The sequence below is a fragment of the Phenylobacterium sp. genome (assembly GCF_037189685.1).
Taxonomy (GTDB): Bacteria; Pseudomonadota; Alphaproteobacteria; order Caulobacterales; family Caulobacteraceae; genus Phenylobacterium.
Genome location: NZ_JBBCIT010000010.1, coordinates 12,872 through 38,460 on the forward strand (window position 1 = coordinate 12,872; position 25,589 = coordinate 38,460).

The following is a 25,589-nucleotide window of genomic DNA, read 5'->3' on the forward strand; positions in this document are numbered from 1 at the left end:
GGCGCCGAGGGGGCTCACCGGGGCGCGCGGGCGCGCCCCGGACGCCTCCACGGATCAGGCGTCGAAGACGATGACCGAGCGGGCGACGGCGCCGGTCTTCATTTCCTCGAAGGCCTCGTTCACCTGGTCGAGCCGGATGCGGCGGCTGATCATGTCGTCCAGGTGCAGCTTGCCGGCCATGTAGGCGTCGACCAGGCGCGGCATGTCGACCGGGAAGCGGTTCGAACCCATCAGCGAGCCCTGGATGCGCTTCTCGCCCAGGAAGGCGGCGCCCATCAGGCTGATGGTCTGGCCCACCGGGATCATGCCGATGACGTTGGCGGTGCCGCCGCGGGCCAGCATGTTGAACGCCTGCTCGGCGGTGGCGGCCAGGCCGATGGCCTCGAAGCTGTGCTGCACACCGCCGCGGGTCATCTCCAGCACGGTCTTCACGGCATCCGGACCGCCGAGGACGAAGTCGGTGGCCCCCATCGACTTGGCCAGGTTCTCCTTGCCCGGCGCCATGTCGATGGCGATGATCCGGCCCGCGCCGGCCAGCGCCGCGCCGTTGACGGCCGCCAGCCCCACGCCGCCGCACCCGATCACGGCCACCGTGTCGCCCGGACGGACGTTCGAGGTGTGGATCACGGCGCCGACGCCGGTCATCACGCCGCAGCCGATCAGGGCGGCGCGGTCCAGCGGCATGTCCTTGCGGATCGCCACGCAGGCGTTCTCGTGGATCAGCATCTGCTCGGCGAACGACGACAGGTTCAGGTACTGGAGCATCGGGCCATGGTCGGTGGTCAGGCGCGGCTCGTCGTCCTCGCGGCGCTTGGTCTCGGGCGAGACGCAGCGGGCCATATGGCCGGTCACACAGTGGTCGCAATGGCCACAGAAGGCCGAGAGGCAGGTGATGACGTGGTCGCCCGGCTTCACGCTGCGGACTTCCGAACCCACCGCCTCGACGACGCCCGCGCTCTCATGGCCCAGGACCGCCGGCATCGGGTGAGGATACTTGCCCTCGATGAAATGCAGGTCCGAGTGGCAGACGCCGGCCGCGGCCGTGCGGATCAGCACCTCGCGCGGGCCCGGCTTGGAGATCTTCACATCCTCGATCTGAAGCGGCTTGCCCACTTCGCGCAGAACGGCGGCCTTCATGGCGTTCCCCTCTCTCAAAATCTCGAACTGGTGTTTGACCGAAGACTTATCGCTGTTCAGACGGCGGTGGGAAGCCCCTTCGGGCAAAAGGGTCGACAGGCCCCGCCGGGCCTTCCATCTAGCGGATCATGGACGCTGCGCCATCCACCCGGGCCGTGACCGCCGTCGACGTCTTCCTGGCGTTCCTGAAACAGGGGCTGACGGCGTTCGGCGGCCCCGTGGCCCACATCGCGTACTTCCGCCGCGAGTTCGTGGAGCGGCGGGGCTGGGTCTCGGAGGCGGCGTTCGCAGACCTGATCGCCCTGTCGAACTTCCTGCCGGGGCCGGCGTCCAGCCAGATCGGCATGGCGATCGGGCTGCGGCAGGCAGGGCTGGCCGGTGCGCTCGCCGCCTTCGCGGGCTTCACCCTCCCCGCGGCGACGGCCATGATCCTGCTGGGCCTTTCGTCGAAAGACCTGATCCGGCAGTTCGGCGACGGCTGGCTGCACGGGCTGAAGCTGGCCGCCGCGGCGGTGGTGCTGCAGGCCGTGGTCCAGATGGCGCGCACGCTGGCGGTAGGGCCGATCCGCGCCGGGCTGGCCATCGGCGCCGGGCTGGGCCTGTTCATGGCGCAGGGCGCGGCGGCCCAGATCGCCGTGATCCTGGCCGGCGGCCTGTTCGGCGTCCTCATGCTGCGCGGCGAACCCGCCGCGCCCGCGCCCAACCTGGACGGGCCGGTCGTGGACACGGGCAGCGCACTGATGGCGCTGGGGCTGTTCGTGCTGCTGCTGATCGGCCTGCCCGTGCTCGCGGTGGCGCTCCAGAATCCCGGGCTGGGCCTCGCTAGCGTGTTCTACCGAACCGGCTCGCTCGTGTTCGGGGGCGGCCACGTGGTGCTTCCGCTGCTGGAACGCGAGGTGGTCGCGAGCCGGTGGGTCGACCGTGACACCTTCCTGGCCGGCTATGGCGTGATGCAGGCCCTGCCCGGACCGCTGTTCAGCTTCGCGGGCTTCGTCGGCGCTGCACAGAGCTATGGGCCGCGCGGGGTCGTGGGCGGCCTGATCGCCCTCTTCGCCATCTTCCTGCCCAGCCTGCTGCTGGTCACCGGCGCCCTGCCCTTCTGGGACCGGCTGAAGCGCGAGGGCTGGGCGCGCGGCTTCATGGCCGGCGTCGGCGCGACGGTGGTCGGCGTGCTCGCCGCCACGCTCTGGGACCCCGTGACGATGGAGACGATCCGGCGGCCCGCCGACTGGGCCCTGCTGGCGGCGGCCTTCGTGTTCCTCCAGGTGGCCAAGCTGCCGCCCTGGCTGGTGGTCATCGGCTTCGCCGTCGCGACGGGGCTGCTGCTGGGCTGACGGGTCGCTACCCCGCCGTCGCGGTCTTCGGCGCCGGCTTGAAGGGCCACCAGCCGGCGAGGTCGGGCCAGGGGAAGGCCCAGGCGGCCTTGCGCGGGGGCAGGCATGACTCCAGCGCCTCGATCAGGATCTCGGCGGGGCCGTCGTTCAGGAAGTGGTTGGCGCCCTCGGTGCGGATCACGCGGATCGGGCGGCGGGTCACCGTCTCGGCCGCCAGCTTCTCGGCGACCTCCAGCGGGGCGAAGTCGTCCTTGTCGCCGTGGATCATGTGGATCGGGACGCCCAGCCGGCCCAGCGCCCGCTGCGCGTGGCGGAGCTGCGGCTTCTGGCCCGTCACCTCGATGACGGCGTGGCGCAGGTCCTTGGGGATCACCTTCAGGGTCCGACCGCCCATGTCGAGCAGCCACCGGGCCGTAGGGCCCGCCTCGCCGAAGAAGCCGGAGAGAAGGACCAGGCCCGCCACTCGGCCCGGGTTCTGGTCGGCCATGATCGAGGCGATGGCGGCGCCGTAGCTCTGGCCCACCAGCAGCACTTTCTGGCCCCGCGCGGCCCGCAGTACGGGCGCCAGCGCCTCGGCCTGGACACGGATGTCGGTGACGGGATGCAGAGGCTCGGACCCCGCATAGCCCGGGCGGTCCACCACGATCATCTCGCGGTCCCGCGGGAGCTCGGCCAGGGTCTCGGCCCAGTACTCGGCCCATGATGGCGCCCCGGTGATCACCACGATCTTCCAGGCGGTCGGCCTCTCGCGCGGCGTCTCGAGCGCCGAGATGCGCCAGCCGTGGCCGCCGCCGGCCGTGAAGCTGGTCCGGCGCACCACCGTGTCGGGATAGTCGAGCGACGTCGGCGCATGCTCCGTGCGCCCGCGGGCCGCGGCCTCGATCGCCGCCCAGCCCATCGCCAGGACTCCTTTCGGTCGCTTCCGCGCCACGCACCCACCTCCGACCGGCTCTACAGTGTCACCTGAAGACGCTAACGCACGGTGGAGGCGGCGGTTCTATGGCGCCGCCCTCACGAAGCCGGCGCGATCGCCAGTTGCTCACGCAATTCGCGTTTCAGGACCTTTCCGGTCGGCCCGATGGGCAGGGCGTCCACGATCCGCACCTCGTCCGGCGTCCACCACTTCGCCACGCGTTCGGCGACATGGCCCTTCAGCGCCTCGGGCTCGGCCGAATGGCCCGGCCGCAACACCACAAGCAACAGGGGCCGCTCGTCCCACTTGGGATGCGGCATACCGACCGCCGCCGCCATGGCCACGGCCGGGTGCGAACAGACGGCGTCCTCCAGATCGAGGGTCGAGATCCACTCCCCGCCCGACTTGATCACGTCCTTGGCCCGGTCGGTGAGGCGCAGGTAGCCCTCGGCGTCGATCGTGGCGATGTCGCCGGTGTCGAACCAGCCGTCCTCGGTGAAGGCGGTCGCGCCGTCCTGCTTGAAATAGGCCGAGGCGGTCCAGGGACCTCGCACCTGCAACGCGCCGGGGCTCTGGCCGTCGCGGGGCTGCTCCACGCCGGCCTCGTCCACGATCCGGAGGTCGACGCCCCAGAGGCCTCGGCCCTGCTTCAGCTTGCGCCGGGTGGCGGCGGCCCGGTCCTCGCCGGCGTGCCTGGGCAGGGCGGTGTTGATGACCCCCAGCGGGCTCATCTCGGTCATGCCCCAGATCTGGCGCACCGTGGCGCCCAGCTTCTCCTCCACCCGGTCGATCAGGGCCGCGGTGGGCGCCGAGCCGCCGATGGCCACGTTGCGCACCGTGGAGAGACGGCCGCCCGTCTGGTCCAGGTGGTCCAGCACGCCGACCCAGATGGTGGGAACGCCCAGGAGGAAGGTCGCCCCCTCCCCGGTCGCCAGTTCGCAGATCGAGGGCCCGTCGAGCTGGCGGCCGGGCAGCACCAGCTTGGCCCCCACCAGCGGCGCCGCATACGGCGTGCACCAGGCGTTGGCGTGGTACATCTGGGCGCAGGGCAGGACGGTGTCGCGAGCGGACAGATCGAAGGCGTCGGGCAGCGCCAGCGCCAGCGCATGGATCACCGTGGAGCGGTGGCCGTAGAGCACGCCCTTGGGGTTTCCGGTGGTGCCTGACGTGTAGCAGAGGCCCGACGCCTGCCGCTCGTCCAGCTCGGGCCAGTCGAAGTCGGCCGTCTCGGCGGCGATCAGGTCCTCGTAGACCAGGACACCGGTCGGAGCATGGGCCGCGTCGGTCATGGCCACCACCGTCTTCACCGTCGGCATGCGCGGCGCGAGCCGGGCCACCTCGTCGGCAAAGGTGATGTCGAAGAAGAGGACCGCGTCCTCGGCGTGGTTGGCCACCCACACGATCTGATCCTCGTGCAGGCGGGGATTGATGGTGTGGAGCACCGCCCCGATCCCCGTGACGGCGAAATAGAGTTCGAAATGGCGGTGGGTGCTCCAGGCCAGGGTGGCCACCCGGTCGCCCGGTTTCACGCCCAGCCGCAACAGCGCCCTCGCCATCTGCTTCGCCCGCGCCAGGGCGTCGCGATAGCTGTAGCGGTGGATCGGCCCCTCGACCGTGCGCGTCACCACCTCGCGGTCGCCGTGATAGAGCGCCGCATGCTCCAGGATCGAAGGCAGCGTCAGCGGCCGGTCCATCATCAATGCGCGCATGTCCGTTTCTTCCCTCTTCTTTGCGCCGTCACGCTAGAGGCCGACGCCGCCGGGATGAAGCCTTCCCTGTCCGGAAAGCGGATTTCCAACCCGCCTGACCCAGCGCGACAGGCCCCATCCGACGGTCAAAGGCGTGACCTTTCGACGACACCTCGCCGACGGAGCGCCCTCCCGTTCCTATTTTCGATACTTTTGCGTTGACATATTTACGCCTCCCACCGAAACCGGCGCCATAACCAGGGAGCCGGCCATCGGATGAACCGGCGGCTCCACGCAAAGGGGAGGTCACATGCGTCATGGAATCATGGCGCCGGCTGCGGTCCGGCGCGCGTCGCTGCTGCTGGGCGCTGCCCTGGCGGCGATCCTGGGAGCTCCGGCCCTGGCGCAGGGCGCGGATGACGGCGCCGCCACGCTGGGCGAACTGGTGGTCACCGCCCAGAAGCGTTCGGAGCGCCTTCAGGATGTCCCGGTCTCGGTGAACGTGGTCTCGGCCGAGACCCTCCAGAACAGCCACATCACCGGCCTCCAGCAGCTTCAGCAGCTTTCGCCGTCGCTCAGTTTCACGCCCTCGGCCAACACCCGCGGCCAGGGCCTGTCGGTGCGCGGGATCGGCACCCTGAACTTCTCGGACGGCGTCGAGCCGTCGGTCTCGGTGGTGGTCGACGGCGTCGTGATCGGGCGCAGCGCCGCGTCGTTCTTCGACTTCAACGACGTCGAACGGATCGAAGTGCTCCGCGGCCCGCAGGGCATGCTGTTCGGCAAGAACGCAGCCGCGGGCGTGATCAACATCGTCACCGCGCGGCCGAACCTGAACGAGACGACCGGCCGCGCCTCGCTGAGCTACGGCACATTCGACGAGGTGCGGGCCAAGGGCTCGGTGTCGGTTCCGCTGAAGGCGGGGGAAGCCGCGGCCAGCCTGTCGGGCTTCTACAATCGTTCGGACGGCTTCATCACCAACGTGTTCGACGGCCGCGACATGAACGGCCTGAATTCGTGGGGCGTGCGCGGCAAGGTCGCGTGGAGCCCGGACGAGACCTTCGACCTCTACGCGACCCTCGACTACACACGCGCCGATCAGGACTGCTGCGTGACCACCTCGCGCTCGATCCTGCCCACCACCCGCTATCTCGGGCCAACCGGCCCGACCCGGGCGTCGCTATTCGCGGGCGTGGACGTGGGACCGTTCAGCCGCGAGGCCAACTTCGACGGACTGGCGTTCAACGACCAGAAGACCTGGGGCGCCTCGATCGAGGCCAGCAAGGACCTGGGCGCGGTGATCCTGACCTCGATCACCGCCTATCGCGAGTTCAACGTGGTCGACAACAACGACTCCGACAACAGCCCCCTGAACCTGCTGAACATCAACGGCGCCGACCAGGACCAGGAGCAGTTCACCCAGGAGATCCGGATCAGCTCGCCTGCCGGCCAGCGGCTGGAGTACGTGGCGGGGCTGTTCTACTTCGACCAGGACGTCGCCACGACCACCGAGGTCCGCGGCAACTTCGGCCAGGTGCTGCCGGGCAACGGCTACTTCCACAACTTCATCGACCGGGCGATCCGGACGAAGAACTACGCGGTCTTCGGCCAGGCGACCCTGAACGTGACCGACCAGTTCCGGCTGATCGGCGGCCTCCGCTACACCAACGAGAAGCTGAAGGCGCGCTTCCTCCGGACGATCCCGGCCGGCGGCCTGGGCGCCGTGCCCGGCCTGGGCGGACCGGCCTTCAACGCACCGAACCTGACCGCCAAGGACGACGACGTCTCGTACAAGGCCGGCGCGCAGTACAAGGTCGACGACGACCTGATGGTCTACGCGACCTACTCACGAGGCTACAAAGGCCAGGCCATCAACCTGCTCAACAACCTGAGCGCCGCAGTGGTGAACTCCGGCAGCCACGTGCTCCGGCCCGAGAAGGTCCACAACTACGAGATGGGCCTGCGCTCGACCCCCTTCGACCGACGGGTGACCTTCAACCTGACGGCCTTCCACACCGAGTTCCGCAACTTCCAGGCCCAGACTTTCGACGCCGCCACGACCAGCTTCGCGCTGTCGAACGCGGGCAAGCTGCGGTCGCGCGGCGTGGAACTGGAAACCCAGTACAGCCCCATCCGCGCGTTCCAGCTCTCGGCCAACGTCGCCTATGCCGACACCCGGGTCGAGGCCTTCGCCCCGGCCTGCTACCCCGGCCAGACCGCGGCGCTGGGCTGCGCCGGCGGCCGGCAGGAAGTGACCGGCAGCGACCTGACCAACGCGCCCAAGTGGTCGTACACCCTGGCGGCGCGCTACCGGCATGCGCTGGAGAACGCACCGTTCGACCTGATCGCGGACGCCTCATACAGCTACCGCTCGTCGGTGTTCTTCACCTATCGCGACCCGAACGCGCGCCAGCCGGGCTACGGCCTGCTGAACGCGAACCTCGGACTGGCCAGCCAGGATGGCCGCTACGAGGTGATCGCCTTCGCCCGCAACCTGCTGGACAAGCAGTTCGTGTCGGGGATCGGCACAGGCTTCCTCGACAACAACGCTACCGGCGCCGGCTACACCCAGACGCTGACGCCGGACGCGTTCCGCCGCGTGGGCGTGGAGGCGCGGGTCAACTTCTGACCCGCCGCCCACGGACACGGTCTGCGAAAACATGAAGGGCGGCGCCCATGCGCCGCCCTTTTTCTCGTGGGTCGACCGGCGGGCGCCGCCGTCAATGGCTGTCGTAGCGGGCGAGGCTCTCGCAGATGCGCGGCGGCGGCTGGGTCAGGGGATGGGGCGAATGACGCGACCACTCCTGCGCCCACAGGCGCTTCAGCCGCGCCAGCACCTGGGGATGCCGCTCGGCCACGTCGCGACTCTCGCTGAAGTCGGCCTCCAGGTCATACAGCGCCCAGCGGTCGTCCTCGAAGGGCTCGCCGCACGGATGCATGGCCACCGCCCGCCAGCGGCCGGAGCGGATGGCCCGGCTGCCGCGCAGCTCGAAGTACTGGGTGTCGCGCGGGTCCGGCGCCCGGGGATCGGTGAGGCTTGCGCCGAACGAGCGGCCGGCGACGGGAAGCTGTGGCCGCCCGCCCACCGTTTCGGCGAACGCCGCGCCCGCGGCCTGCAGCAGCGTCGGCGCCACATCGACCACGTCGAGGTTCTGGCTGCGGATCGCGCCGCCGTCGCGGATCACGGCCGGCCACGAGACGATCAGCGGCGCCCGGACTCCGCCCAGATGCGGCCACAGCTTGTAGCGCTGGAACGGCGTCGATCCGGCGAAGGCCCAGGGACGCGGATACTGGGACTGGTTGCCGGGGCCGCCCAGTTCGGCCAGCCGCGCCCGCTGTTCGGACGGCGGCAGCGTGTTGGGACGGTAGAGGCCGTCGAAGACGCCCGCCTGCCCCGCCTCGGACGCCGCCCCGTTGTCGGACAGCAGAACGACGATCGTGTTCCCGGCCTGCCCCGTGGCCTCCAGCGCCTCCAGCAGCCGGCCGATCTGCTCGTCGGCATGCTGTACGAAGCCCGCATAGAGCGCCATGTGGCGGGCGAAGACGACGCGCTCGTCGTCGCTCAGGTCGGTCCAGGCCCGGTCGCTGGCCTCGCGGGGCGGCAGGGACGTGTCGGCGGGAATCACCCCCATCCGCTTCATGCGCTCGAACCGTTCGGCGCGGATGGCGTCCCATCCCTTCTCGTAGACCCCCGCATAGGCGTCGGCGTAGCGGGCCGGGACCTGGATCGGCGAATGGGCGACACCCAGGCCCAGGTAGAGGAAGAACGGCTGTTCCGGCCGGGACGCGCGATGATCCCGGATCATGTCGGCCGAACGCGACACCAGATCGGCCGACAGATGGTAGTCGGCGGGCAGCTCCGGGCTGATGTAGCGGCTGTCCTCGACCAGGGCCGGGCGGTACTGGTCGGTCCAGCCGCGCGCAAAGCCGTAGAACCGGTCGAAGCCGCGCTGGAGCGGCCAGGCGTCGCCCTTGGCGGGATCGTCGAGCTGGTCCATCGGGACGAGGTGCCACTTGCCGACGAGCCAGTTGGCGTAGCCCGCGCCTTTCAGAGCCTGGGCCATGTTCTGCGCCTCGGCCGGGATGTGGAACGCCCCCTCGGGATAGGGCCCGCCCCCCGGAACCGAGAGAACGTCGGGGACGTCGGGCATCCGGACCGTATGGGCGTTTCGGCCGGTCATCAGCGACGCGCGCGTGGGCGAACAGACGGCCTTGGTGTCGAAGCGGTTGTAGCGCAGCCCGCGTCCGGCCAGCCGGTCGATGTTGGGCGTGCGGATCTCGCCGCCGAAACACCCCAGGTCGGAGAAGCCCAGGTCGTCGAGCACGATCGCGACGATGTTGGGCCTGGAACCGGTCGTCCGGGATGGTGCGGGGCCCGCCATCGCCGACGTTCCCAGCGCCGAAGTCCCCAGGAGGGACAGGAGCAGCTCGCGGCGGTGGATCATGAGGTGTGGCCCTGCCTGCCGATGGACGTCAGCGTGGTTTCGCGCCGCTCTCTAAATATGTCAACTTTTGAGTATCGTAATTCACGAGGGCGCGCTGAGCAGGCTGCGGATCAGAAGGCGCAGCTCGTCATCGCTCACCGGCCAGCGGAGCGTCTCGACATTGCGCGCCACGCCGTTGAGGGCGTTCAGGATCAGCGCCGCCGAAAGGGCCGGCGGCCGGGACAGGCGGTCCAGCGCGGCCTGGAGCGTCGCGGTGTTTCGGGTCCGGCGCTGGAGCGCCCGGCTCTGCACGCGCGCGTTGACCTCGGGATTGACCCGGCTCTCGCTCTGGATCACCAGCGAGCACGGCCCCAGAAGGGGATGGCCGTAGAGCTGCATCAGCTTGTGCGCGAAGGCTTCGAGATCCTGCTGGGGGTCGCCGGTATCCTTGTATTCAGCCTCGCTCCAGACGCGGCCGTAGGCATCCATCACACACGCCGTCGGCGTGGGCCAGCGGCGATAGAAGGTCGCCTTGGGCGCCCCCGACTCGACACAGATGCGTTCCAGGGTCAGCCCCGAGAAGCCGTGCCGGGCCAGGACCGACAGCGCCGCCGTCTCGATCTTTTCCTGCAGGCGCGTATCGCGCGGCCGGCCCCGTCCCCGGCGCTCCGGCGTCTCGCTGGTGGAGTCCATGGACGCCATCATAGGCGGGCTGGGACGATCCTGGCCAATGCCGGAGTCTACGCGGCCATCCGGGCCTTGAAGACGCCGTCGGGAAGGCGGGCGGCGCGGCTGGGGTGGATGAAGAAATAGTCCTTCCAGGGCAACCCCTCGACCAGGGTCGTGCGCTCCTCCAGCCGGTCGCCGTTCAGGGCGAACATGCGATATCCGCGATCCCGGAACAGATCGAGCACCGCATCCCCCGACGCGCCGAAACGGGCCTGGAGCATCGCGGGATGGATTTCGAGCAGCACGTGCGGGCAGTCCCGATCCAGGATGGCGAGCGCCCCCTTGAGCGCCTTCAGTTCGGCGCCCTCGATGTCCATGCGGATGAAGTCGACCCGGTCGATACCCTGTTCGGCGCAGTAGGCGTCGAGCGTGATCACCGGGGTGGGCTGGATGTCCATGCCCGTATCCTCGAGATCGGGCCGCGCGGGTCCGTTGGGCCGGGTCTCGGCGACGTAGGCATAGGCGCGGCCCATGCGGCCCGAAGTCTTTCGCGGCGTGACGAGCAGCAGTTCACCCGGCTGGTCTCCGGCCGCCGCATGAACGGGCGTCACCTGATCGCGCAGCCCATGCCAGGCGATGGCCACCTTCAGCACCTCGAAGGCGAAGGCCGAGGGCTCGAACGCCCAGATCTTCGCCTTGGGCGCCACCTGGGTCATGACGTAGGAATGCCGGCCGTCGCTTGCGCCGACATGCAGGCAGACCGGCGCGCCCGACAGCAGGTCGGCGAGATAGGGTGTCTCGGGTTCGTGCTTGGCCCAGCGGCGGTTGCGACGCCAGGCGCGGAAAGCGTGACCCAGCACGCGTAGCGAAGGCATCGGGTCTCCTTAAACGCGCCCCTTGTCCCCCGGTGGACGCGCCTCACGCGGCGTCGCGGACCACCGTCATCATGTAGTTCACGTCGGTGTCCGTCGATTCCGTCCACCGGCCCGTGAGCGGGTTGAATACGACTCCGAAGGGCCCGTCCACAATGACCGGCTTATGGGCGAGGAAGCTGCGGATCTCGTCGGGTTTCAGGAACTTGTTCCAGTCGTGCGCGCCCACCGGGAGCCAGCGCAGGACATATTCAGCCCCGATCTTGGCGAGCGCCAGCGCCTTCAGCGTGCGGTTCAGGGTGGCCACGACCATCAGCCCGCCAGGCTTCAGCAGGTCGGCGCAGTCCCGGAGGTAGGCGGCGGGGTCGGCGACGTGCTCGATCACCTCCATGTTCAGGACGACATCGAAGGGCGGCTCGCCGGCCGCCAGCAGCGCCTCGGCGGTGGAGGCCCGGTAGTCGATGGAGAGCCCCTGCTCCGCCGCGTGCGTCGAGGCCGTGGCGATGTTGCGGTCCGAGGCGTCCACCCCCGTCACCTGGAACCCCAGCCGGGTCATGGGCTCGGAGAGCAGGCCGCCCCCGCAGCCGATATCCAGCAGCCGCAGGCCCTCGAACGGCCGCCTCAGGGCGGGATCGCGACCGAACCGGTAGAGGGCCTGATCCCATATGAACGCCAGGCGGACGGGATTGAACTTGTGAAGGGGCGCGAACTTGCCGCGCGGGTCCCACCATTCCGCCGCGATCTTCGAGAAGGTCTCGACCTCGGCCGGATCGATGCTGGAGCGGGCGGCGGACGAACTCATCCGCCTATCTAGTCCCTCTCGGCCGCAAAGCGAAAGATTCCGGGCGTTGCGGACACGTCCGCGCGTCGTTAGAAGGCTGCGCCTTTCGCGGCGCACAATGGGGGTTGATCGGGCCACGATGTCTCGCCTGGTGATGAAGTTCGGCGGCACGTCGGTGGCCGACCTGGAGCGCATCCGGCGCGTAGCCCGCCTCGTGGCGGCCGAGAAGGCCGCGGGCCACGACGTGGCCGTCGTGGTTTCGGCGATGGCCGGCAAGACCAACGAACTGGTGGCCTGGACCGACGGCGCGGGACCGGCCGGCGCGGGGCTGACGCCGTCGGACGACGAGTACGACGTGGTGGTGGCCTCGGGCGAACAGGTGACCGCCGGACTCCTGGCCATGACGCTCCGCAACATGGGCCTGAACGCCCGTTCCTGGATGGGCTGGCAGATTCCGATCGTCGCCGACGACGCCCACGGCCGGGCGCGCATCGACGACATCCCGCCCGAAAGGCTGGCGGCGGCGATGGACGCCGGCGAGATCGCGGTGATCGCGGGCTTCCAGGGCGTGACCCGCGACGGCCGCATCGCCACCCTGGGCCGCGGCGGCTCGGACACCAGCGCCGTGGCGATCGCCGCCGCCGTGGGCGGGGCGTGCGACATCTACACCGACGTGGACGGCGTCTACACCACCGACCCGCGGATCGAGTCCAAGGCGAGGAAGCTGGCCAAGGTCTCGTACGAGGAGATGCTGGAGATGGCGTCGCTGGGCGCCAAGGTGCTCCAGACGCGCTCGGTCGAGCTGGCCATGGCCTATCACGTGCCGGTGCGCGTGCTGTCGAGTTTTGTGGAGCCGGGCGAAGCGCCGGGCCAGGGCACCATCGTGTGCGACGAGGAGGAGATCGTGGAGAAGCGGATCGTGAGCGGCGTGGCCTACAGCCGCGACGAGGCGAAGATCAGCCTCTTCGGCCTGCCCGACCATCCGGGCGTGTCGTCCTCCATCTTCGGCGCCCTGGCCGATGCGAACGTGAACGTGGACATGATCGTCCAGAGCCACGCGCGCACTGCGGACACGGCCAACATGGAATTCACCGTCGGCAAGCGCGACGCGGCGCGTGCGGTGGAGATCGTGAGGACCGTCCAGAAAGAGGTCGGCTTCGACGACGTCCAGGTGAACGAGGATGTGGCCAAGGTGTCGGTCATCGGCGTCGGCATGCGCAGCCACGCCGGCGTCGCCAAGTCGATGTTCTCGGCCCTGGCGGAGAAGGGCGTGAACATCCAGGTGATCTCGACGTCGGAGATCAAGATCAGCGTGCTGATCGACGCGGCCTATACCGAGCTGGCCGTGCGCGCCCTGCACGCCGCCTACGGGCTGGACCAGCTCTGAGCTAGACTGGGGCGCATGACGCCCCGCTTCGTGGATTTCCCGGATCTCTCGCCCGAACAGCGGGCCGAGGCCGTGCGCGTGCTGCGCGAGGCCTTCGCCGACCGGCCCGGCACGTTCGAGGACGAGGCCGACGCGGAGGTGGAGAGCTTCCTCGAGGACGAGGATCGGGCGGCCTTCGCGGCGGTCGAGGGCGGGCGGGTCGTCGGCTGGATCGGGCGCGTGGCGACCTACGACCACGCCTGGGAGCTGCACCCCCTGGCCGTCGACCCGGCCTTCCAGCGGCGCGGGATCGGGGCGGCGCTGACGCGCGAGTTGGAGGCGCGGGCGAAGGCGGCGGGCGTGCTGACCCTCTACCTGGGAACCGACGACGAGTACGGCGGCACGAACCTCTTCGGCGCCGCGCTCTATCCGGACGTGGCGGGCAAGATCGCGGGCGTCAGGGCGACGGCCCGCGGCCACCCCTTCGCCTTCTACCGCAGGCTGGGCTACGAGATCGTGGGCCTGATCCCCGACGCGAACGGGCCTGGCAAGCCCGACATCCTCATGGCGAAGCGGCTGTAGGGAGGGCCGTCATCCGCCAGGCCGCCCAGAGGCCGACCAGCGCCAGCGGGATCACGGCGACGAACACCCAGACCGAGGCGGCCCGCGCGCTGGCGTCGGTCAGCCCGTGCGAGAAGCCGACCAGGTTGGCCGCGACGCCCGAGATCGCCGCCCCGGCCGCGGCCCCCGTCTGGCGCACGGCGGTGACGGCGGACGAGCCGATGGCGCGGTCCTCGTCCGACAGCGCGGCCAGGACGCGGCGGCTCATGAAGGCCCAGGAGAGGCCGAAGGCCGCGCCCATCAGCCCCCCGCCCAGCAGCACCGCCGCGAGCGGCCCCTCGCCCATGGACCAGGCCAGGATCACCAGGCTGGCGACCAGGCAGAGCGCGCCGGACCGGACCCAGCGCCGGTCCCACGCGCCCGTCGCGCCGGCTACGGCGATGGCGGCGAGCGTCCAGGCCATGGATTCCGCGCCCACCACATAGCCGGCCCAGAGCGGCGAGAAGCCCCGGAGCTGTTGCAGGATCGGCGGGCCGTAGATCGCGAAGCCCATCGAGGCGGCGGTGAGGGCGAACATGGCGAGGTAGCCCGAGCCGCAGACGGTGCGCAGGTCGCCCGACCTGTGCGGCAGCAGCCGCACCCGCGCCCGGCCGTCGATCCGCACCACCAGGACCAGGAGCGCGAGGCCGGCGGCCACCAGGCCGATGGAGAGCGCCGGGGCGCCGGCCAGGTCGGCGACGGCGATGGCGGTGACGCCCAGGCCCAGCACGCCGAGTTGGGTCCAGGGGATGCCCGGACCGCCGTCGCCCCGCGCCGCGCCGCCCAGCAGGAACGGCGTGGCGACCGTGAACACCGCCGCCTGGATGGCGAACAGCCAGAAGACGTCGCGCCAGTGGCCATGCTCCACCACCACGCCCCCGAACAGCGGCCCCAGCACGGTCGCGATCCCCCAGACGAAGGTGACGGCGGCGAAGACGCGGGCCAGGTGCCGCTCGGGGAACAGGAAGGCGATGGCCACCATGGCGAACCCGGAGATCCAGCCCGACCCCAGGCCCTGGACCAGGCGGCCGGCCAGGAACCAGCCGATGTCGGGGGCCGCGGCGCTCATCACGCAGCCGATGGCCATGATCACGCCGGCGACCGCCGTGGCCGAGCGCAGGCCGAACATCTCGGACAGCCGCCCTGCGCTGGCCCCCGCCAGGATGGCGCCCACGAAGAAGCCCGCCGTCGCCCACGAGAAATAGGCGAAGCCGCCCAGGTCGGCGCCGACGCTGGGCAGGATGGTCGCGGTGACCAGACTGTCGGCCGCGTTCAGCCACACGCCCAGCATGATGAGCGCGAAACGCGGCAGACGGCCGTCGGCAAGCAGATCCGACCAGGTGGCGGCAGGTTGAGCGGGCGGGGGCGCGTTCGACATTCGACAATCTCGGCAATGTCAAATTCGGCTAGACCTGCCCGGGCATTTTTGCAAGTCTATGATTGTCAAATGCACGCACCCGCCGACCGTATCCTCACGCACCTGAAGACCCGGGGTCCGACCGAAACCCTGGCGCTGTCCGAAGCGTTCGGGATCAGCCGGCAGGCGACGCTTCAGCACCTGGAACGCCTGGTCGCGGGCGGGCTTGTGACCCACGTCGACGAGCGGCGCGGGGTGGGCCGCCCGCGCCGCATCTGGTCCCTCACCGAGAACGCCCAGGCGCGGTTCCCCGACACCCATGCGCAACTGACGCTGGAGATGCTGGAAGCCCTCCGGGCCGAGTTCGGCGAGAACGGCCTGGAACGGCTCATCCTGCGCCGCGAACAGGCTACGGCGCACGACTATGCAAAGGCGATGGCGGGCGTCGACACCCTGGAGGCGCGTGTCGCGCGCCTGGCCGAGATTCGGACGGCGGAAGGCTACATGGCCGACTGGTCGCCCGACCCTGGCGGCGGCTTCCGCCTCGTGGAGAACCACTGCCCGATCTGCGCGGCGGCGGCCGCCTGCCAGGGATTCTGCCGCGCCGAGCTGCAGGTCTTCCGCGACGTGCTGGGGCCGGGCGTCGTGGTCGAGCGCACCGACCACATCCTGGCCGGGGCGCGCCGCTGCGCGTATCGGATCACGCCCCTCCGGGCCTGATCGTCATTTCCTCGCCGCGGACCCCGGAAGCTGCGGCTCGTAGCCCGGTTGCCAGTGATTGGCGGTCCCCGAGGTGATGTACCAGCTTATGAAGAGGGCGCAGATCAGTGCGCCGGGGACGTAGGCGTTGGTGCGGCTGTAGGTCCACGCGGCGATGGCGCCGACGATGGCCAGGAGCGGCACGAACTGGATGGCGATCACCACATTCAGCGGCTCGCTCGGGGTGGCGAGGAGGCCGGTGGAGAACAGCGTTGCATACTGCCATGCCACGAAGGCCAGGAAGCCCAGGCTCATGGCCGCCTTGAACCACCCGATCCGCGCCACGAACCCCTCGCCCTTCACCGCCAGGGCGCAGAGGCCGCGGAAGGTGACGAGGAAGAAGATGCTCCAGAGGATCAGATAACCCGGAAGCTGCATCGCCCGGGTGGCGTCGAGGGTCTTCATCCCGACCACCCAGAACCGCGCATCGGTCTTGAACAGAGCGTGGAGCGCCAGCATGGCGGCGTAAGCCACGGCCATCACGGCCAGCGCCATCAGGATCGAGGCGCCCCAGCGGTTGGCGAAGACCGCGCGGCGCCGCAGGAGCAGGCCGATCACCCAGCCGATCAGGGCCGTCCCGAGCGCCCAGACGACGAGCTGGTTCTGCACCCACTGCGGGAAGGCCGGGTTGGGGAAGAACACCTGCCCGGCCTTCATCAGCGGGAGGTAGGTGACGGCGGGGATCGCGGCCGTCGCCGCCAGCGCCAGCCACCACCGCCCGTCGCGCCGCGCGGCGACGGGCTCGGCCGGGTGCTTCAGGCTCGCGAACGGCCGCCAGGCGAGCAACAGGTCGAAGGTGGCCAGGATCAGCCAGACCAGGCCGGCGAAGCTGACCAGCGTGCCGACTTCCTTCCAGATCCAGACCTGATCGTACGCCGGCTTCGCATCGGGCGTGCGCAGCGTGCGCTGGAACCAGTCGACCGCCGCACCCACCGCGGCGTTCGAGAAATGCTCCCAGGGATGAGTCACCGGCGGCACGGACAGCCGCCGCGCCGTTCCGTCGGAGATCGAACCGTAGACGCGTTCCGGCTCCACCGGCCCCGAGACGCCGAAGAGGGCCCGAAGCTTCGCCGACCGGCCGATCTCGGAGCCCTTGGGGACCTGCCACATCAGGCCCGCGAACTCGTCGTAGGCGCCGAACACCACGGCCAGGTTGCGCGGCGCCTCGGGGGCCTTGGCGCCCAGGAGACCCAGGGTCGCGCCCTCCAGGACGATGGCGCGATAGCCGTCGGGGATTTCGACCGCGGCGGCCAGGATGGGATTGCCGCCCATCGAGTGACCCTCCATCCCGATGTTGTCGGGATCGACGTACGGCAGGCCGCGCAGCCATCGGAGGGCGGCGGGACCGCCGAAGTCGGCCGTGCCCACGATCCCGCCCGACCAGCCGTGACCTGTCATGTCCATCGCCAGCACTACGAAGCCCCGGCGGCTGAGCTCGATGGCGAACGGGCTCTGCATCTCGCGGGTGTTGATGTAGCCGTGGCTGACCAGCACCGCCGGCGCCCGCGCCTGGCTGGTCGCCGCGATGGGCCGGTAGAGCAGACCCGAGACGGCCAGCCCGTCTCCGGCCGGGATACGCACCTCGGACACCGTCACCCGGCCGCCGCCGGTCTGCACCCGGTTCGCCAGGAACCCGCCGCCCAGGATCAGCGCCCAGGCCAGGCCGAAGGCCAGCCACTTCCGCATCGCGTTCCCCCCACCCCTGCGTTTGGGCGAACGATGATCCCGGGGGCCGGAAAGCTCAAGCCCCGCCACAAGCGGCCGATCGACGGACCTGACAGCCCGCCGCGCCCGCGTCATAGTGTGGACGCGCCGAGCCGCCCCATCAGAGGATCGCCGGCGCGGGAGGACGACCGATGCCCTACGCCCCGGCCCACCGGCCTTACTACGACGCCGACAGCCACATCATGGAGCTTCCGGATTTCCTGAAGGCCTACGCCGATCCGGACCTTCGCGACGAGATTCCGGAGGTCAGCTATTCGGCCTCGATCGTCACCGACGAAGAGGTGGCGGTGATCGTGGGCCAGGGCAACCGGCACAGCGCCGAGCATGTGGCCGCTCAGATCGCGCTGGGCGACGACCTGATCGTCAAATCCAAGGAGATCCAGGCGCTGGGCGCCTTCAATCCCTCGGATCGCAGCGTGGCCATGGACCTGCTCGGTTTCCGCAGGCAGCTCGTGTTCGCCACCCACAGCGTGGCGATGCCCTTTTCGCCCAGCTCGAAGCTGGAACCGCGGCTGCGCTATGGCGCGGCCCGGGCGCACAACCGCCACATGGCCGACTTCTGCCGCGCCGACCGCCGGCTGATGGGCGTCGCCGTCATCCCGCTGGACGAACCCGAGCTGGCGCTGGCCGAACTGGAATTCGCGCTGTCCCAAGGCCTGAGGGCCGCCTGGGTTCCGCACCGGCCCTGCGGGGAGCGCTCGCCGGGCCACGTGGACCTGGATCCCTTCTGGGCGCGGCTGGCCGAGACGGGCACGCCGTTCCTGCTGCATGTGGGCGGCGCGCCGCTGCAACTGGCCAAGGCCTGGATGAACAACGGCCGGCCGCCGACCAAGGACTGGCTGGGCGGCGGCGAGAACCTGCGCACCAAGGACATCGCCCTGCTGCACGAGGGGCCGGAGCAGTTCCTGACCATGATGGTGCTGGACGGCGTGCTGGAGCGCCATCCGGCCCTGCGCGGCGCGGCGGTGGAGCTGGGCGCCGGCTGGGTTCCCGAGCTGCTGCGCCGCCTGGACTGGGTGGTGAAGCACTGGAGCCGCAACGACGAGAACCTGCAACGGCTGCGCCGCACGCCCAGCCAGCAGATCACCGAGCAGCTCGCCTTCACGCCCTTCGTGTTCGAGGAAGTGGGCGCCTTCATCGACCAGTCGAACCCCGACCTCTACCTGTTCTCCAGCGACTATCCGCACATCGAGGGCGGCCGGAACCCGATCGGGCGGTTCGAGGCCGCGCTGGGCGAGCGGTCGGAAGCGGTGCGGGACAAGTTCTACGCCGGGAATTTCCTGAGGATCTTCGCCGACGCGGCCTGATCCGGCCTACCGGAGCCGCAGCGTCATCGGCAGGCCGCCCTGGGGCCGCATGGAGACGCGCATGACGGGGCGGATGCGATGGCCCGGGTCCGGCTCCAGCCACGCGCCCCGGACCAGGGTGGCCAGGATCGCCACGGCCTCGATGAGCGCGAAGGCCTGACCGATGCACACGCGGGGGCCGCCACCGAAGGGCAGGTAGGCGAAGCGGTGACGGCCGACGCTCTCCTCGGGGCCAAAACGCGCGGGATCGAAGGCGTCGGGATCGCGCCAGAGGCGCCTGTGGCGGTGGATCGCATAGATCGGGATGAACACGAAGGTCCCCTTGGCCACCCGGAGGCCGCCCGCCTCCACATCCTCGGCGCACATCCGGCTCATCAGGGGCAGCGAGGGGTAGAGGCGCATCGCCTCCTGCACCACCTGCCGGGTGAACACGAGGCGTTCGACGTGCGCGTGAGTCAGGCTGGCGTCGCCGGCGACCTCGGTCACCTCGTCGCGCACGCGTTCGGCCGTCGCCGGATCCAGGCCCAGCAGGAAGAGCGACCAGGTCAGGGCCAGCGCCGTCGTCTCGTGACCCGCGCCGATGAAGGTGAGCAGGTTGTCGCGCAGGAGCACGTCGTCCATCCGCCGTCCCGTCTCCGGGTCCTGGGCCTGCATGAGGAGATCGACGAGATCCCCGCGCGGCGGTTCGCGGCGGCGGCGCGCCACCATGGCGCCGACCGTGGCCTTCAGCGCGACCAGGGCGCGGTGGCCCCGCGGCGCCAGCGCCACCCTTGTCCAGGTGGGCCAGCGCAGCAGGTCGGCGACGGTGATGCCGCCCAGGGTCTCCAGATAGTCCGTGATCCGCCGGGCCGCGGAGGGGACGTCGATCCCGTCCCCGCCCGACAGCATGGTGTCGAGGATCACCTGGAAGGTGATGGCCGTCATCTCGGTGGAGACATCGAGGCGCGCGCCCTCGCCCAGGTCCCGCCAGCGGGCCAGGGCGGCGTCGGCGGCGGCGCTGATCACCGGCGTCATCGCCGCCACGTTGTCGGGGCGGAACCCCGGCGCGGCGGCGCGGCGCTGCCAGCGCCAGGCTTCGCCGTGGGCGGTGAGGAGGCCGTCGCCCAGCGCCGGCCTGGTGACCCGCTCGAACATCCAGTCCTTGGGAAAGGCCTCGGCCTTGTCCAGCAGGATGTCCTTCAGCATCGCCGGGTCGCAGGCGTAGAGGAACGTCTGGCGCTCATCCCTCCGCTGATAGAAGGGGTCTTCGTAGACGGCGCGGGGCCAGGCCTCGATCGGGTTGTCGATCAGCTTCCACAGCGCGTGGAAGTAGGGCAGCGACCGGTCCGGCGGCGTCACGCCGGGCGGGATCAGCCGGGGAGCGGTCGCATCGACGGAAGACACGCCCGGAAGGTAGCGAAGCCGCACGCCCATCGCCATGCCTCCTGTCGGGGCAAACATCGCTTTTGGATCGCGACAGGCCTTTGAGTCTCGGATTTGAAAGACATTCCTGCTAGGTCCCCGCGAAAGGACGGACCCGCAAAACCCAGGGAGGAGTTTCGCCAGGGATGGCTGCGACGGTCGCCATTCGAGGTCAGCGGAGCCTGCTGCGGCAGATCCGGGAGGCGCTTGCCGGGGGCGGCCCCGCGCAGCAGCGCCTGAACATGGTGGTGCGCATCATCGCGCTCTCCATGGTGGCCGAGGTGTGCTCGATCTACCTGCGGCGCGCCAACGGCGAAATGGAGCTGTTCGCCACCGAGGGCCTGGACCCCGACGCCGTCCACGTCACCCGGATGAAGCCGGGCGAAGGCCTGGTCGGCGAGATCATGCGGCTGGGCCGCCCGCTCAATCTGGTCGACGCGCCCGGGCATCCGGCGTTCTCGTACCGGCCGGAGACGGGCGAAGACCCCTATCACGCCTTCCTCGGCGTGCCGCTGCTGCGCGGCGGGCGGGCCATCGGCGTGCTGGTGGTCCAGAACCGCACCGAGCGGGTCTATTCCGAGGACGAGGTCGAGGACATCCAGATCGTCGCCATGGTGGTGGCCGAGATGGTCGCCTCGGGCGAATTGATCAGCGTCGGCGAGCTGGAAGGCGTCGAGCTGGCCCCCCGCCGGCCCGAGCGGCTGAAAGGGTCGAAATTCGCCGACGGCCTGGCCTACGGCGTGGCGGTGCTGCACGAGCCGCCGGTCGCCTCGTCGCAACTGCTGTCGGACGACGTGGCGGCCGAGGAGGCGCGCCTCGCGGCGGCGCTGGAAGGGCTGAAGAGCCAGATCGACCAGATGCTCGAGGGCCAGCACGGCCTGGTCGACGCCTCGTACGAGGTGCTCGAGACCTACCGCATGTTCGCCCACGACCGCGGCTGGAACCGCAGCCTCGAAGACGCGGTGCGCAACGGCCTGACGGCCGAGGCCGCGGTGGAACGGGTGCGCTCCGAGCATCGCGCCCGGCTGGGCCAGGCCCGGGACCCCTACCTGCGCGAACGCCTGCACGACCTGGAAGACCTGAACGACCGGCTGCTGCGGCACCTCTCGGGCAACGGCAGCGTGGCGCGCGAACTGCCGGACGACGCGATCCTGATCGCCCGGAATCTCGGCCCCGCCGACCTCCTCGAATACGATCGGACCCGACTTCGCGGCCTCCTGCTGGAGGAAGGGTCGTCCGCCAGCCACGCCGCGATCGTGGCGCGGGCGCTGGATATCCCCTGCGTCGGGCGGCTCAGCGGCCTGCGCGACAAGGTCTCGGAAGGCGACCCGGTGATCGTCGACGCCGAGACGGGCGAGGCGTTCCTGCGGCCCCGCCCCGACGTGGTGAAGGCCATCCAGGCCCGCGTCGACGTGCGCCGCCAGCGGCAGGCCGAGTTCGCCAAGCTGAAGGACACGCCGGCCTTCACCCGCGACGGGGTGAAGATCACCCTACTGATGAACGCCGGCCTGGACGTGGACCTGGAGAGCCTGGCCGACACGGGCGCCGAGGGCATCGGCCTGTTCCGCACCGAGTTCCAGTTCATGGTCTCGGAGGAGATGCCGCGCTTCAACGCCCAGACCGCGCTGTACGCCAGGGTCATGGACGCGGCCGGCGACCTGCCCGTCACCTTCCGCACCCTGGACCTCGGCGGCGACAAGGTGCTGCCCTACATGGAGGCCGAGCGCGAGGAGAACCCCGCCCTGGGCTGGCGCGCCGTGCGCATGGGCCTGGACCGGCCGGCGCTGCTCAGGCTGCAACTGCGGGCGCTGATCGCCGCGGCGCGGGGCCGGCCGCTGCGGATCATGTTCCCCCTCATCGCCAACGTGGACGAGTTCCGCGCGGCGCGCGGCTGGGTGGACCAGGAGGTGGCCTGGGCGCAGCGGCGCGGGCGCCCGGCGCCTTCGCGGCTCGACGTCGGAGCCATGATCGAGGCGCCGTCGCTGGTCTGGCACCTGGACGCGCTCCTGCCGATGACCGACTTCGTCAGCGTCGGCACCAACGATCTGATGCAGTACCTGTTCGCCGCCGACCGGGGGAACCCGCGGGTGGCCGACCGCTACGACTTCCTCTCGCCCCCGGCGCTCCGGGCCATGGAGCAGATCCAGCGGGCCTGCGCCGAGACGGGCACGCCCGTCAGCATCTGCGGCGAGATGGCGGGCCGGCCGCTGGAGGCGTTCGCCCTGGTGGCCCTGGGCTTCGAGCGGCTGTCCATGCCCGCCACCGGCGTCGGGCCGGTCAAGCAGATGGTGCTGTCCTGCGATCGCGAGGCGGCGCGGCGAGGCGTCTCGGCCCTGCTCAAGTCGGGCGCCGGCTCGGTGCGGAACGAGATTGAAACGCTCGCGCGCAAACTCTACCTCGCGGTCTGAGACTCGCCCGAATCCGTAGACACTCTGCGGGGCGAGGAGCCCCGAAATCCGCTTGCTGAAGAAACGCCCCTCGAAGAAGCAGGCCGCCGCCTCCGGGCGCGAGCGGATGCGGGCGATGCTGAACCTCGCGGCGTCCAATCCGGAACCCGCCGCCGACGCCGGCCCGGCCGAACCGGACGCGCCGCGCGATCCCCTCCATGCGCACGAAAGCATCGGCGCGGCCCTGCGCGCCATCCGCCTGGAGCGGGGGCTGGAGCTCGCGCAGGTGGCCGAGAGCACGCGGGTGCGGCGGGCCTATCTGGAGGCGCTGGAGGAGATGCGGCTGGAGGCCCTGCCCTCGCGCCCCTTCACCATCGGCTACATCCGCGCCTACGCCACGGCCCTGGGCGCCGATCCCGAGCTCGCCATCGAAAGGTTCAAGAGCGACGAGCCGGTGCTCGACGAGCCTCTGCGCGCGCCGGTGGGCGTGGCGGACGAGCGGGACCCACGCGTCGCGACCTTCGTGGTGGGCGCGCTGCTCATCATCGCCGCCATCGTCCTGTGGAACGTCGCCCAGCGGGCGATGATGGCGGCCGCGCCCCCGCCGCCGCTGGCTCCCGAGGCCAAGGCCGAGAAGCTGCTGGAGGACATGAAGTCGGGTCCCGTGGCGCTGGGCGAGCCCCTGCCCGCGCCCGTGGAATCCACCACCCCGCCGGCCTACGAGACGCCCGGACTGGCCGCCGCCCTGGGCCTCGACGGCCGGCCGCCGGGCGAGATCCCGACTCCCACCCGCGTGGGCGAACCGCCGCCCGTGGATCTGGCCAGCCTGAAGCCGGTCTTCACGCCCCAGGGCGCGATCTATGGCCCCGGCGACACCCGCATTCTGTCGGTGGTCACCGTCCAGGCGCTGAAGGGCGGCGCGCTGATCGTGCGCGGGGCCGACGGCTCGGTCTATTTCGCGCGCCAGCTCGCCAAGGGCGAGGCCTATCGGGTGCCCCAGCTCGCCGGCCTGACGCTCGACGTGTCGGCCCCGCAGGATTTCCAGGTCTTCGTGAACGGCCAGTCCCGCGGTGTGCTGCCCTCGACCCAGGTCCTGGCGTCGAAACTGGCGGTCGCCGCGACCCCGCCCCCCGCCAGACCCGCACCGGCGGCCGGGAGCGCCGCCGCATCCGCACCTGTCGCGGCGGCGCCCTCGCCCGCTCCGACGCCGCGCCCCTGAGGCCCGCCCCCCAGAGGCCTTGCGGATTGCGAGGCCGGCCCTCGCTTCGGGCCGCGGATGCGCCTATTTTCCACGCGTCATGACCGTCGAAGCCCACACCGCCGTGCGCCCCTGGCGTTCGATCGACCGCCGCAAGAGCCGAAAGATCCGCGTGGGGTCGGTGGAGGTCGGCGGCGATGCGCCCATCACGGTCCAGTCCATGACCAACACGGTGACCGCCGACGCCGCGGCCACCATCGAACAGATACGGCAGCTCGAGGAGGCGGGCGCCGACATCGTCCGCGTCTCCTGCCCCGACGAGGAGTCCACCGCCGCGTTCCGAGAGATCGTCCGGGCGGCCAAGGTCCCGCTGGTGGCCGACATCCACTTCCACTACCGCCGCGGGATCGAGGCGGCGCAGGCCGGCGCGGCCTGCCTGCGCATCAACCCCGGCAACATCGGTTCGCCCGCCCGCGTGCGCGACGTGGTGCAGGCCGCCCGCGACCACGGCTGCTCCATGCGCATCGGCGTCAACGCCGGCTCGCTGGAGCGCGACCTGCTGGAGAAGTACGGCGAGCCCTGCCCCGACGCGATGGTCGAGAGCGCGCTGAACCACGCCCGCATCCTTCAGGACCACGACTTCCACGCGTTCAAGATCAGCGTGAAGGCCTCCGATCCCTTCATGACCGTCGCCGCCTACCAGCAGCTCGCCGAGGCCATCGACTGCCCGCTGCACCTGGGCGTGACCGAGGCCGGCGCCACGCGGACCGGCACGGTGAAATCCTCGATCGGCATCGGCTCGCTGCTGTGGGCCGGCATCGGGGACACCATCCGCGTCAGCCTCGCCGCCGATCCGGTCGAGGAGGTGAAGGTCGGCTTCGACATCCTCAAGAGCCTGGGCCTGCGCCACCGCGGCGTGAACATCATCGCCTGTCCCTCGTGCGCGCGGCAGGGCTTCAACGTGATCCAGACGGTGGAGGCGCTGGAGCAACGGCTCGCTCACGTCGCCACGCCCATGAGCCTGTCGATCATCGGCTGCGTGGTGAACGGGCCTGGCGAGGCGCTGATGACCGACCTGGGCTTCACCGGCGGCGGCAAGGGTTCGGGCATGGTCTATGTGGCCGGCCGGCCGGACCACAAGATGGACAACGACCGCATGGTCGAGCACATCGTCGAGCTGGTGGAAGCCCGCGCCGCCGAGATCGAGGCCGAACGGAACGCGGTCCCCACCGCCGCCGAATGACAAATCGGACACAAAAATGACGCCCGCGTCACTCTTGCGCGGCGAGACCAGACGCGTTTAGGTGGCGCTCCATTTCCCAGGGAGGAACGAATGTCCGCGGACGGCAACTGGAAAGTCACGATCAACACGCCGATGGGCGCACGCACCATGGCGGTGAGCATCGCCACCAGCGGCGACACCTTCACCGGCAAGGTCGACAGCGAGATGGGCGCGCAGGAAGTGACGGGCAAGGTCGACGGCGACACCCTGACCTGGAGCACCGACATCACCAACCCGATGCCGATGAAGCTCGAGTTCACCGCCAAGGTCGACGGCGACAAGATGACCGGCAACTGCAAGCTCGGCATGTTCGGCAACGCGTCGCTGACCGGCGAGCGCGCCTGAGTCCAGCGGCGACGCAGAGATGCGAAGGCCCCCTCCGGCGACGGAGG

Annotated in this window: 20 protein-coding genes; 10 read left to right on the forward strand and 10 right to left on the reverse strand. The window is 70.4% G+C overall.

Translation table 11 applies throughout. The features are described 5' to 3' along the window. Positions 1–54: 54 nt before the first annotated feature. Positions 55–1,137, reverse strand: a complete 1,083-nt coding sequence (locus WG212_RS06275) for a Zn-dependent alcohol dehydrogenase (protein ID WP_337186221.1) — start codon at positions 1,135–1,137, stop codon at positions 55–57. Positions 1,138–1,265: 128 nt separating this feature from the next. Here WG212_RS06275 and chrA point away from each other — a divergent pair, with 128 nt between their 5' ends. After that, positions 1,266–2,471 carry a chromate efflux transporter gene (chrA, locus tag WG212_RS06280; RefSeq protein ID WP_337186222.1) on the forward strand — a complete coding sequence of 402 codons (1,206 nt, stop codon included), beginning with the start codon at positions 1,266–1,268 and terminating at the stop codon, positions 2,469–2,471. A 7-nt stretch (positions 2,472–2,478) separates the two neighbouring features. On the opposite strand, the gene WG212_RS06285 is transcribed toward chrA, so the two are convergent. Then, on the reverse strand, positions 2,479–3,402 hold the full coding sequence (locus WG212_RS06285; RefSeq protein WP_337186223.1) for an alpha/beta hydrolase: 924 nt from the start codon (positions 3,400–3,402) through the stop codon (positions 2,479–2,481). Between the two features lie 80 nt (positions 3,403–3,482). Further along, complete coding sequence (locus tag WG212_RS06290) at positions 3,483–5,093, reverse strand: long-chain-fatty-acid--CoA ligase (protein ID WP_337186224.1); 1,611 nt, start codon at positions 5,091–5,093, stop codon at positions 3,483–3,485. A 289-nt stretch (positions 5,094–5,382) separates the two neighbouring features. Here WG212_RS06290 and WG212_RS06295 point away from each other — a divergent pair, with 289 nt between their 5' ends. Beyond that, entirely contained in the window at positions 5,383–7,698 is a 2,316-nt protein-coding gene (locus tag WG212_RS06295) for a TonB-dependent receptor (RefSeq protein ID WP_337186225.1), read from the forward strand. A gap of 91 nt (positions 7,699–7,789) precedes the next feature. Here WG212_RS06295 and WG212_RS06300 read toward each other — a convergent pair whose 3' ends face one another. From WG212_RS06300 to ubiG, 4 genes are all read right to left on the reverse strand, one after another. Then, complete coding sequence (locus WG212_RS06300; protein WP_337186226.1) at positions 7,790–9,514, reverse strand: arylsulfatase; 1,725 nt, start codon at positions 9,512–9,514, stop codon at positions 7,790–7,792. Positions 9,515–9,595: 81 nt separating this feature from the next. Next, the gene (locus WG212_RS06305) at positions 9,596–10,186 is read right to left on the reverse strand and encodes a TetR/AcrR family transcriptional regulator (protein WP_337186227.1); all 591 of its coding nucleotides are present in this window, start codon (positions 10,184–10,186) and stop codon (positions 9,596–9,598) included. A gap of 47 nt (positions 10,187–10,233) precedes the next feature. Further along, positions 10,234–11,037, reverse strand: a complete 804-nt coding sequence (locus tag WG212_RS06310; protein WP_337186228.1) for an FkbM family methyltransferase — start codon at positions 11,035–11,037, stop codon at positions 10,234–10,236. Positions 11,038–11,080: 43 nt separating this feature from the next. Beyond that, entirely contained in the window at positions 11,081–11,836 is a 756-nt protein-coding gene (ubiG, locus tag WG212_RS06315; protein WP_337186229.1) for a bifunctional 2-polyprenyl-6-hydroxyphenol methylase/3-demethylubiquinol 3-O-methyltransferase UbiG, read from the reverse strand. Between the two features lie 118 nt (positions 11,837–11,954). Here ubiG and WG212_RS06320 point away from each other — a divergent pair, with 118 nt between their 5' ends. Both WG212_RS06320 and WG212_RS06325 read left to right on the forward strand, forming a co-directional pair. Then, positions 11,955–13,202, forward strand: a complete 1,248-nt coding sequence (locus WG212_RS06320; RefSeq protein WP_337186230.1) for an aspartate kinase — start codon at positions 11,955–11,957, stop codon at positions 13,200–13,202. A 15-nt stretch (positions 13,203–13,217) separates the two neighbouring features. Then, positions 13,218–13,763, forward strand: a complete 546-nt coding sequence (locus tag WG212_RS06325) for a GNAT family N-acetyltransferase (RefSeq protein WP_337186231.1) — start codon at positions 13,218–13,220, stop codon at positions 13,761–13,763. On the opposite strand, the gene WG212_RS06330 is transcribed toward WG212_RS06325, so the two are convergent. Next, the gene (locus tag WG212_RS06330; RefSeq protein WP_337186232.1) at positions 13,744–15,159 is read right to left on the reverse strand and encodes an MFS transporter; all 1,416 of its coding nucleotides are present in this window, start codon (positions 15,157–15,159) and stop codon (positions 13,744–13,746) included. The two genes, WG212_RS06325 and WG212_RS06330, sit on opposite strands and share 20 nt — an antisense overlap. 69 nt (positions 15,160–15,228) lie before the next feature. Here WG212_RS06330 and WG212_RS06335 point away from each other — a divergent pair, with 69 nt between their 5' ends. Further along, positions 15,229–15,858 carry a metalloregulator ArsR/SmtB family transcription factor gene (locus WG212_RS06335; RefSeq protein WP_337186233.1) on the forward strand — a complete coding sequence of 210 codons (630 nt, stop codon included), beginning with the start codon at positions 15,229–15,231 and terminating at the stop codon, positions 15,856–15,858. Positions 15,859–15,861: 3 nt separating this feature from the next. Here the strand turns inward: WG212_RS06335 and WG212_RS06340 are convergent, their stop codons facing one another. Continuing rightward, on the reverse strand, positions 15,862–17,583 hold the full coding sequence (locus WG212_RS06340) for an alpha/beta fold hydrolase (protein WP_337186234.1): 1,722 nt from the start codon (positions 17,581–17,583) through the stop codon (positions 15,862–15,864). Positions 17,584–17,753: 170 nt separating this feature from the next. Between WG212_RS06340 and WG212_RS06345 the strand changes: the two genes are divergently transcribed. Further along, positions 17,754–18,929, forward strand: coding sequence for an amidohydrolase family protein (locus WG212_RS06345; protein ID WP_337186235.1), 1,176 nt, complete (start codon positions 17,754–17,756; stop codon positions 18,927–18,929). A gap of 6 nt (positions 18,930–18,935) precedes the next feature. Here the strand turns inward: WG212_RS06345 and WG212_RS06350 are convergent, their stop codons facing one another. Continuing rightward, positions 18,936–20,348 carry a cytochrome P450 gene (locus WG212_RS06350; RefSeq protein WP_337186236.1) on the reverse strand — a complete coding sequence of 471 codons (1,413 nt, stop codon included), beginning with the start codon at positions 20,346–20,348 and terminating at the stop codon, positions 18,936–18,938. A gap of 128 nt (positions 20,349–20,476) precedes the next feature. Here WG212_RS06350 and ptsP point away from each other — a divergent pair, with 128 nt between their 5' ends. The 4 genes from ptsP (at position 20,477) to WG212_RS06370 (ending at position 25,542) form a co-directional block, all read left to right on the forward strand. Beyond that, positions 20,477–22,738 (forward strand): phosphoenolpyruvate--protein phosphotransferase, encoded by a 2,262-nt coding sequence (gene ptsP / locus WG212_RS06355; protein ID WP_337186237.1) that lies wholly within the window; start codon positions 20,477–20,479, stop codon positions 22,736–22,738. Positions 22,739–22,790: 52 nt separating this feature from the next. Further along, on the forward strand, positions 22,791–23,936 hold the full coding sequence (locus WG212_RS06360; protein ID WP_337186238.1) for a RodZ domain-containing protein: 1,146 nt from the start codon (positions 22,791–22,793) through the stop codon (positions 23,934–23,936). A 79-nt stretch (positions 23,937–24,015) separates the two neighbouring features. Further along, positions 24,016–25,158, forward strand: coding sequence for a flavodoxin-dependent (E)-4-hydroxy-3-methylbut-2-enyl-diphosphate synthase (gene ispG, locus WG212_RS06365; protein ID WP_337186239.1), 1,143 nt, complete (start codon positions 24,016–24,018; stop codon positions 25,156–25,158). Positions 25,159–25,248: 90 nt separating this feature from the next. Continuing rightward, on the forward strand, positions 25,249–25,542 hold the full coding sequence (locus WG212_RS06370) for a hypothetical protein (RefSeq protein WP_337186240.1): 294 nt from the start codon (positions 25,249–25,251) through the stop codon (positions 25,540–25,542). Positions 25,543–25,589: the final 47 nt, after the last annotated feature.

What these genes read in the sequence shown, in the direction of transcription:
- chrA (WP_337186222.1), top strand. Translation starts at nt 1,266, where the DNA reads ATGGACGCTGCGCCATCCACCCGGGCCGTGACCGCCGTCGACGTCTTC.
- WG212_RS06335 (WP_337186233.1), top strand. Translation starts at nt 15,229, where the DNA reads ATGCACGCACCCGCCGACCGTATCCTCACGCACCTGAAGACCCGGGGT.
- WG212_RS06370 (WP_337186240.1), top strand. Translation starts at nt 25,249, where the DNA reads ATGTCCGCGGACGGCAACTGGAAAGTCACGATCAACACGCCGATGGGC.
- WG212_RS06350 (WP_337186236.1), bottom strand. Translation starts at nt 20,348, where the DNA reads ATGGCGATGGGCGTGCGGCTTCGCTACCTTCCGGGCGTGTCTTCCGTC.
- WG212_RS06300 (WP_337186226.1), bottom strand. Translation starts at nt 9,514, where the DNA reads ATGATCCACCGCCGCGAGCTGCTCCTGTCCCTCCTGGGGACTTCGGCG.
- WG212_RS06275 (WP_337186221.1), bottom strand. Translation starts at nt 1,137, where the DNA reads ATGAAGGCCGCCGTTCTGCGCGAAGTGGGCAAGCCGCTTCAGATCGAG.
- WG212_RS06320 (WP_337186230.1), top strand. Translation starts at nt 11,955, where the DNA reads ATGTCTCGCCTGGTGATGAAGTTCGGCGGCACGTCGGTGGCCGACCTG.
- WG212_RS06295 (WP_337186225.1), top strand. Translation starts at nt 5,383, where the DNA reads ATGCGTCATGGAATCATGGCGCCGGCTGCGGTCCGGCGCGCGTCGCTG.
- ispG (WP_337186239.1), top strand. Translation starts at nt 24,016, where the DNA reads ATGACCGTCGAAGCCCACACCGCCGTGCGCCCCTGGCGTTCGATCGAC.
- WG212_RS06325 (WP_337186231.1), top strand. Translation starts at nt 13,218, where the DNA reads ATGACGCCCCGCTTCGTGGATTTCCCGGATCTCTCGCCCGAACAGCGG.
- ubiG (WP_337186229.1), bottom strand. Translation starts at nt 11,836, where the DNA reads ATGAGTTCGTCCGCCGCCCGCTCCAGCATCGATCCGGCCGAGGTCGAG.
- WG212_RS06340 (WP_337186234.1), bottom strand. Translation starts at nt 17,583, where the DNA reads ATGCGGAAGTGGCTGGCCTTCGGCCTGGCCTGGGCGCTGATCCTGGGC.
- WG212_RS06290 (WP_337186224.1), bottom strand. Translation starts at nt 5,093, where the DNA reads ATGCGCGCATTGATGATGGACCGGCCGCTGACGCTGCCTTCGATCCTG.
- ptsP (WP_337186237.1), top strand. Translation starts at nt 20,477, where the DNA reads ATGGCTGCGACGGTCGCCATTCGAGGTCAGCGGAGCCTGCTGCGGCAG.
- WG212_RS06345 (WP_337186235.1), top strand. Translation starts at nt 17,754, where the DNA reads ATGCCCTACGCCCCGGCCCACCGGCCTTACTACGACGCCGACAGCCAC.
- WG212_RS06310 (WP_337186228.1), bottom strand. Translation starts at nt 11,037, where the DNA reads ATGCCTTCGCTACGCGTGCTGGGTCACGCTTTCCGCGCCTGGCGTCGC.
- WG212_RS06305 (WP_337186227.1), bottom strand. Translation starts at nt 10,186, where the DNA reads ATGGACTCCACCAGCGAGACGCCGGAGCGCCGGGGACGGGGCCGGCCG.
- WG212_RS06330 (WP_337186232.1), bottom strand. Translation starts at nt 15,159, where the DNA reads ATGTCGAACGCGCCCCCGCCCGCTCAACCTGCCGCCACCTGGTCGGAT.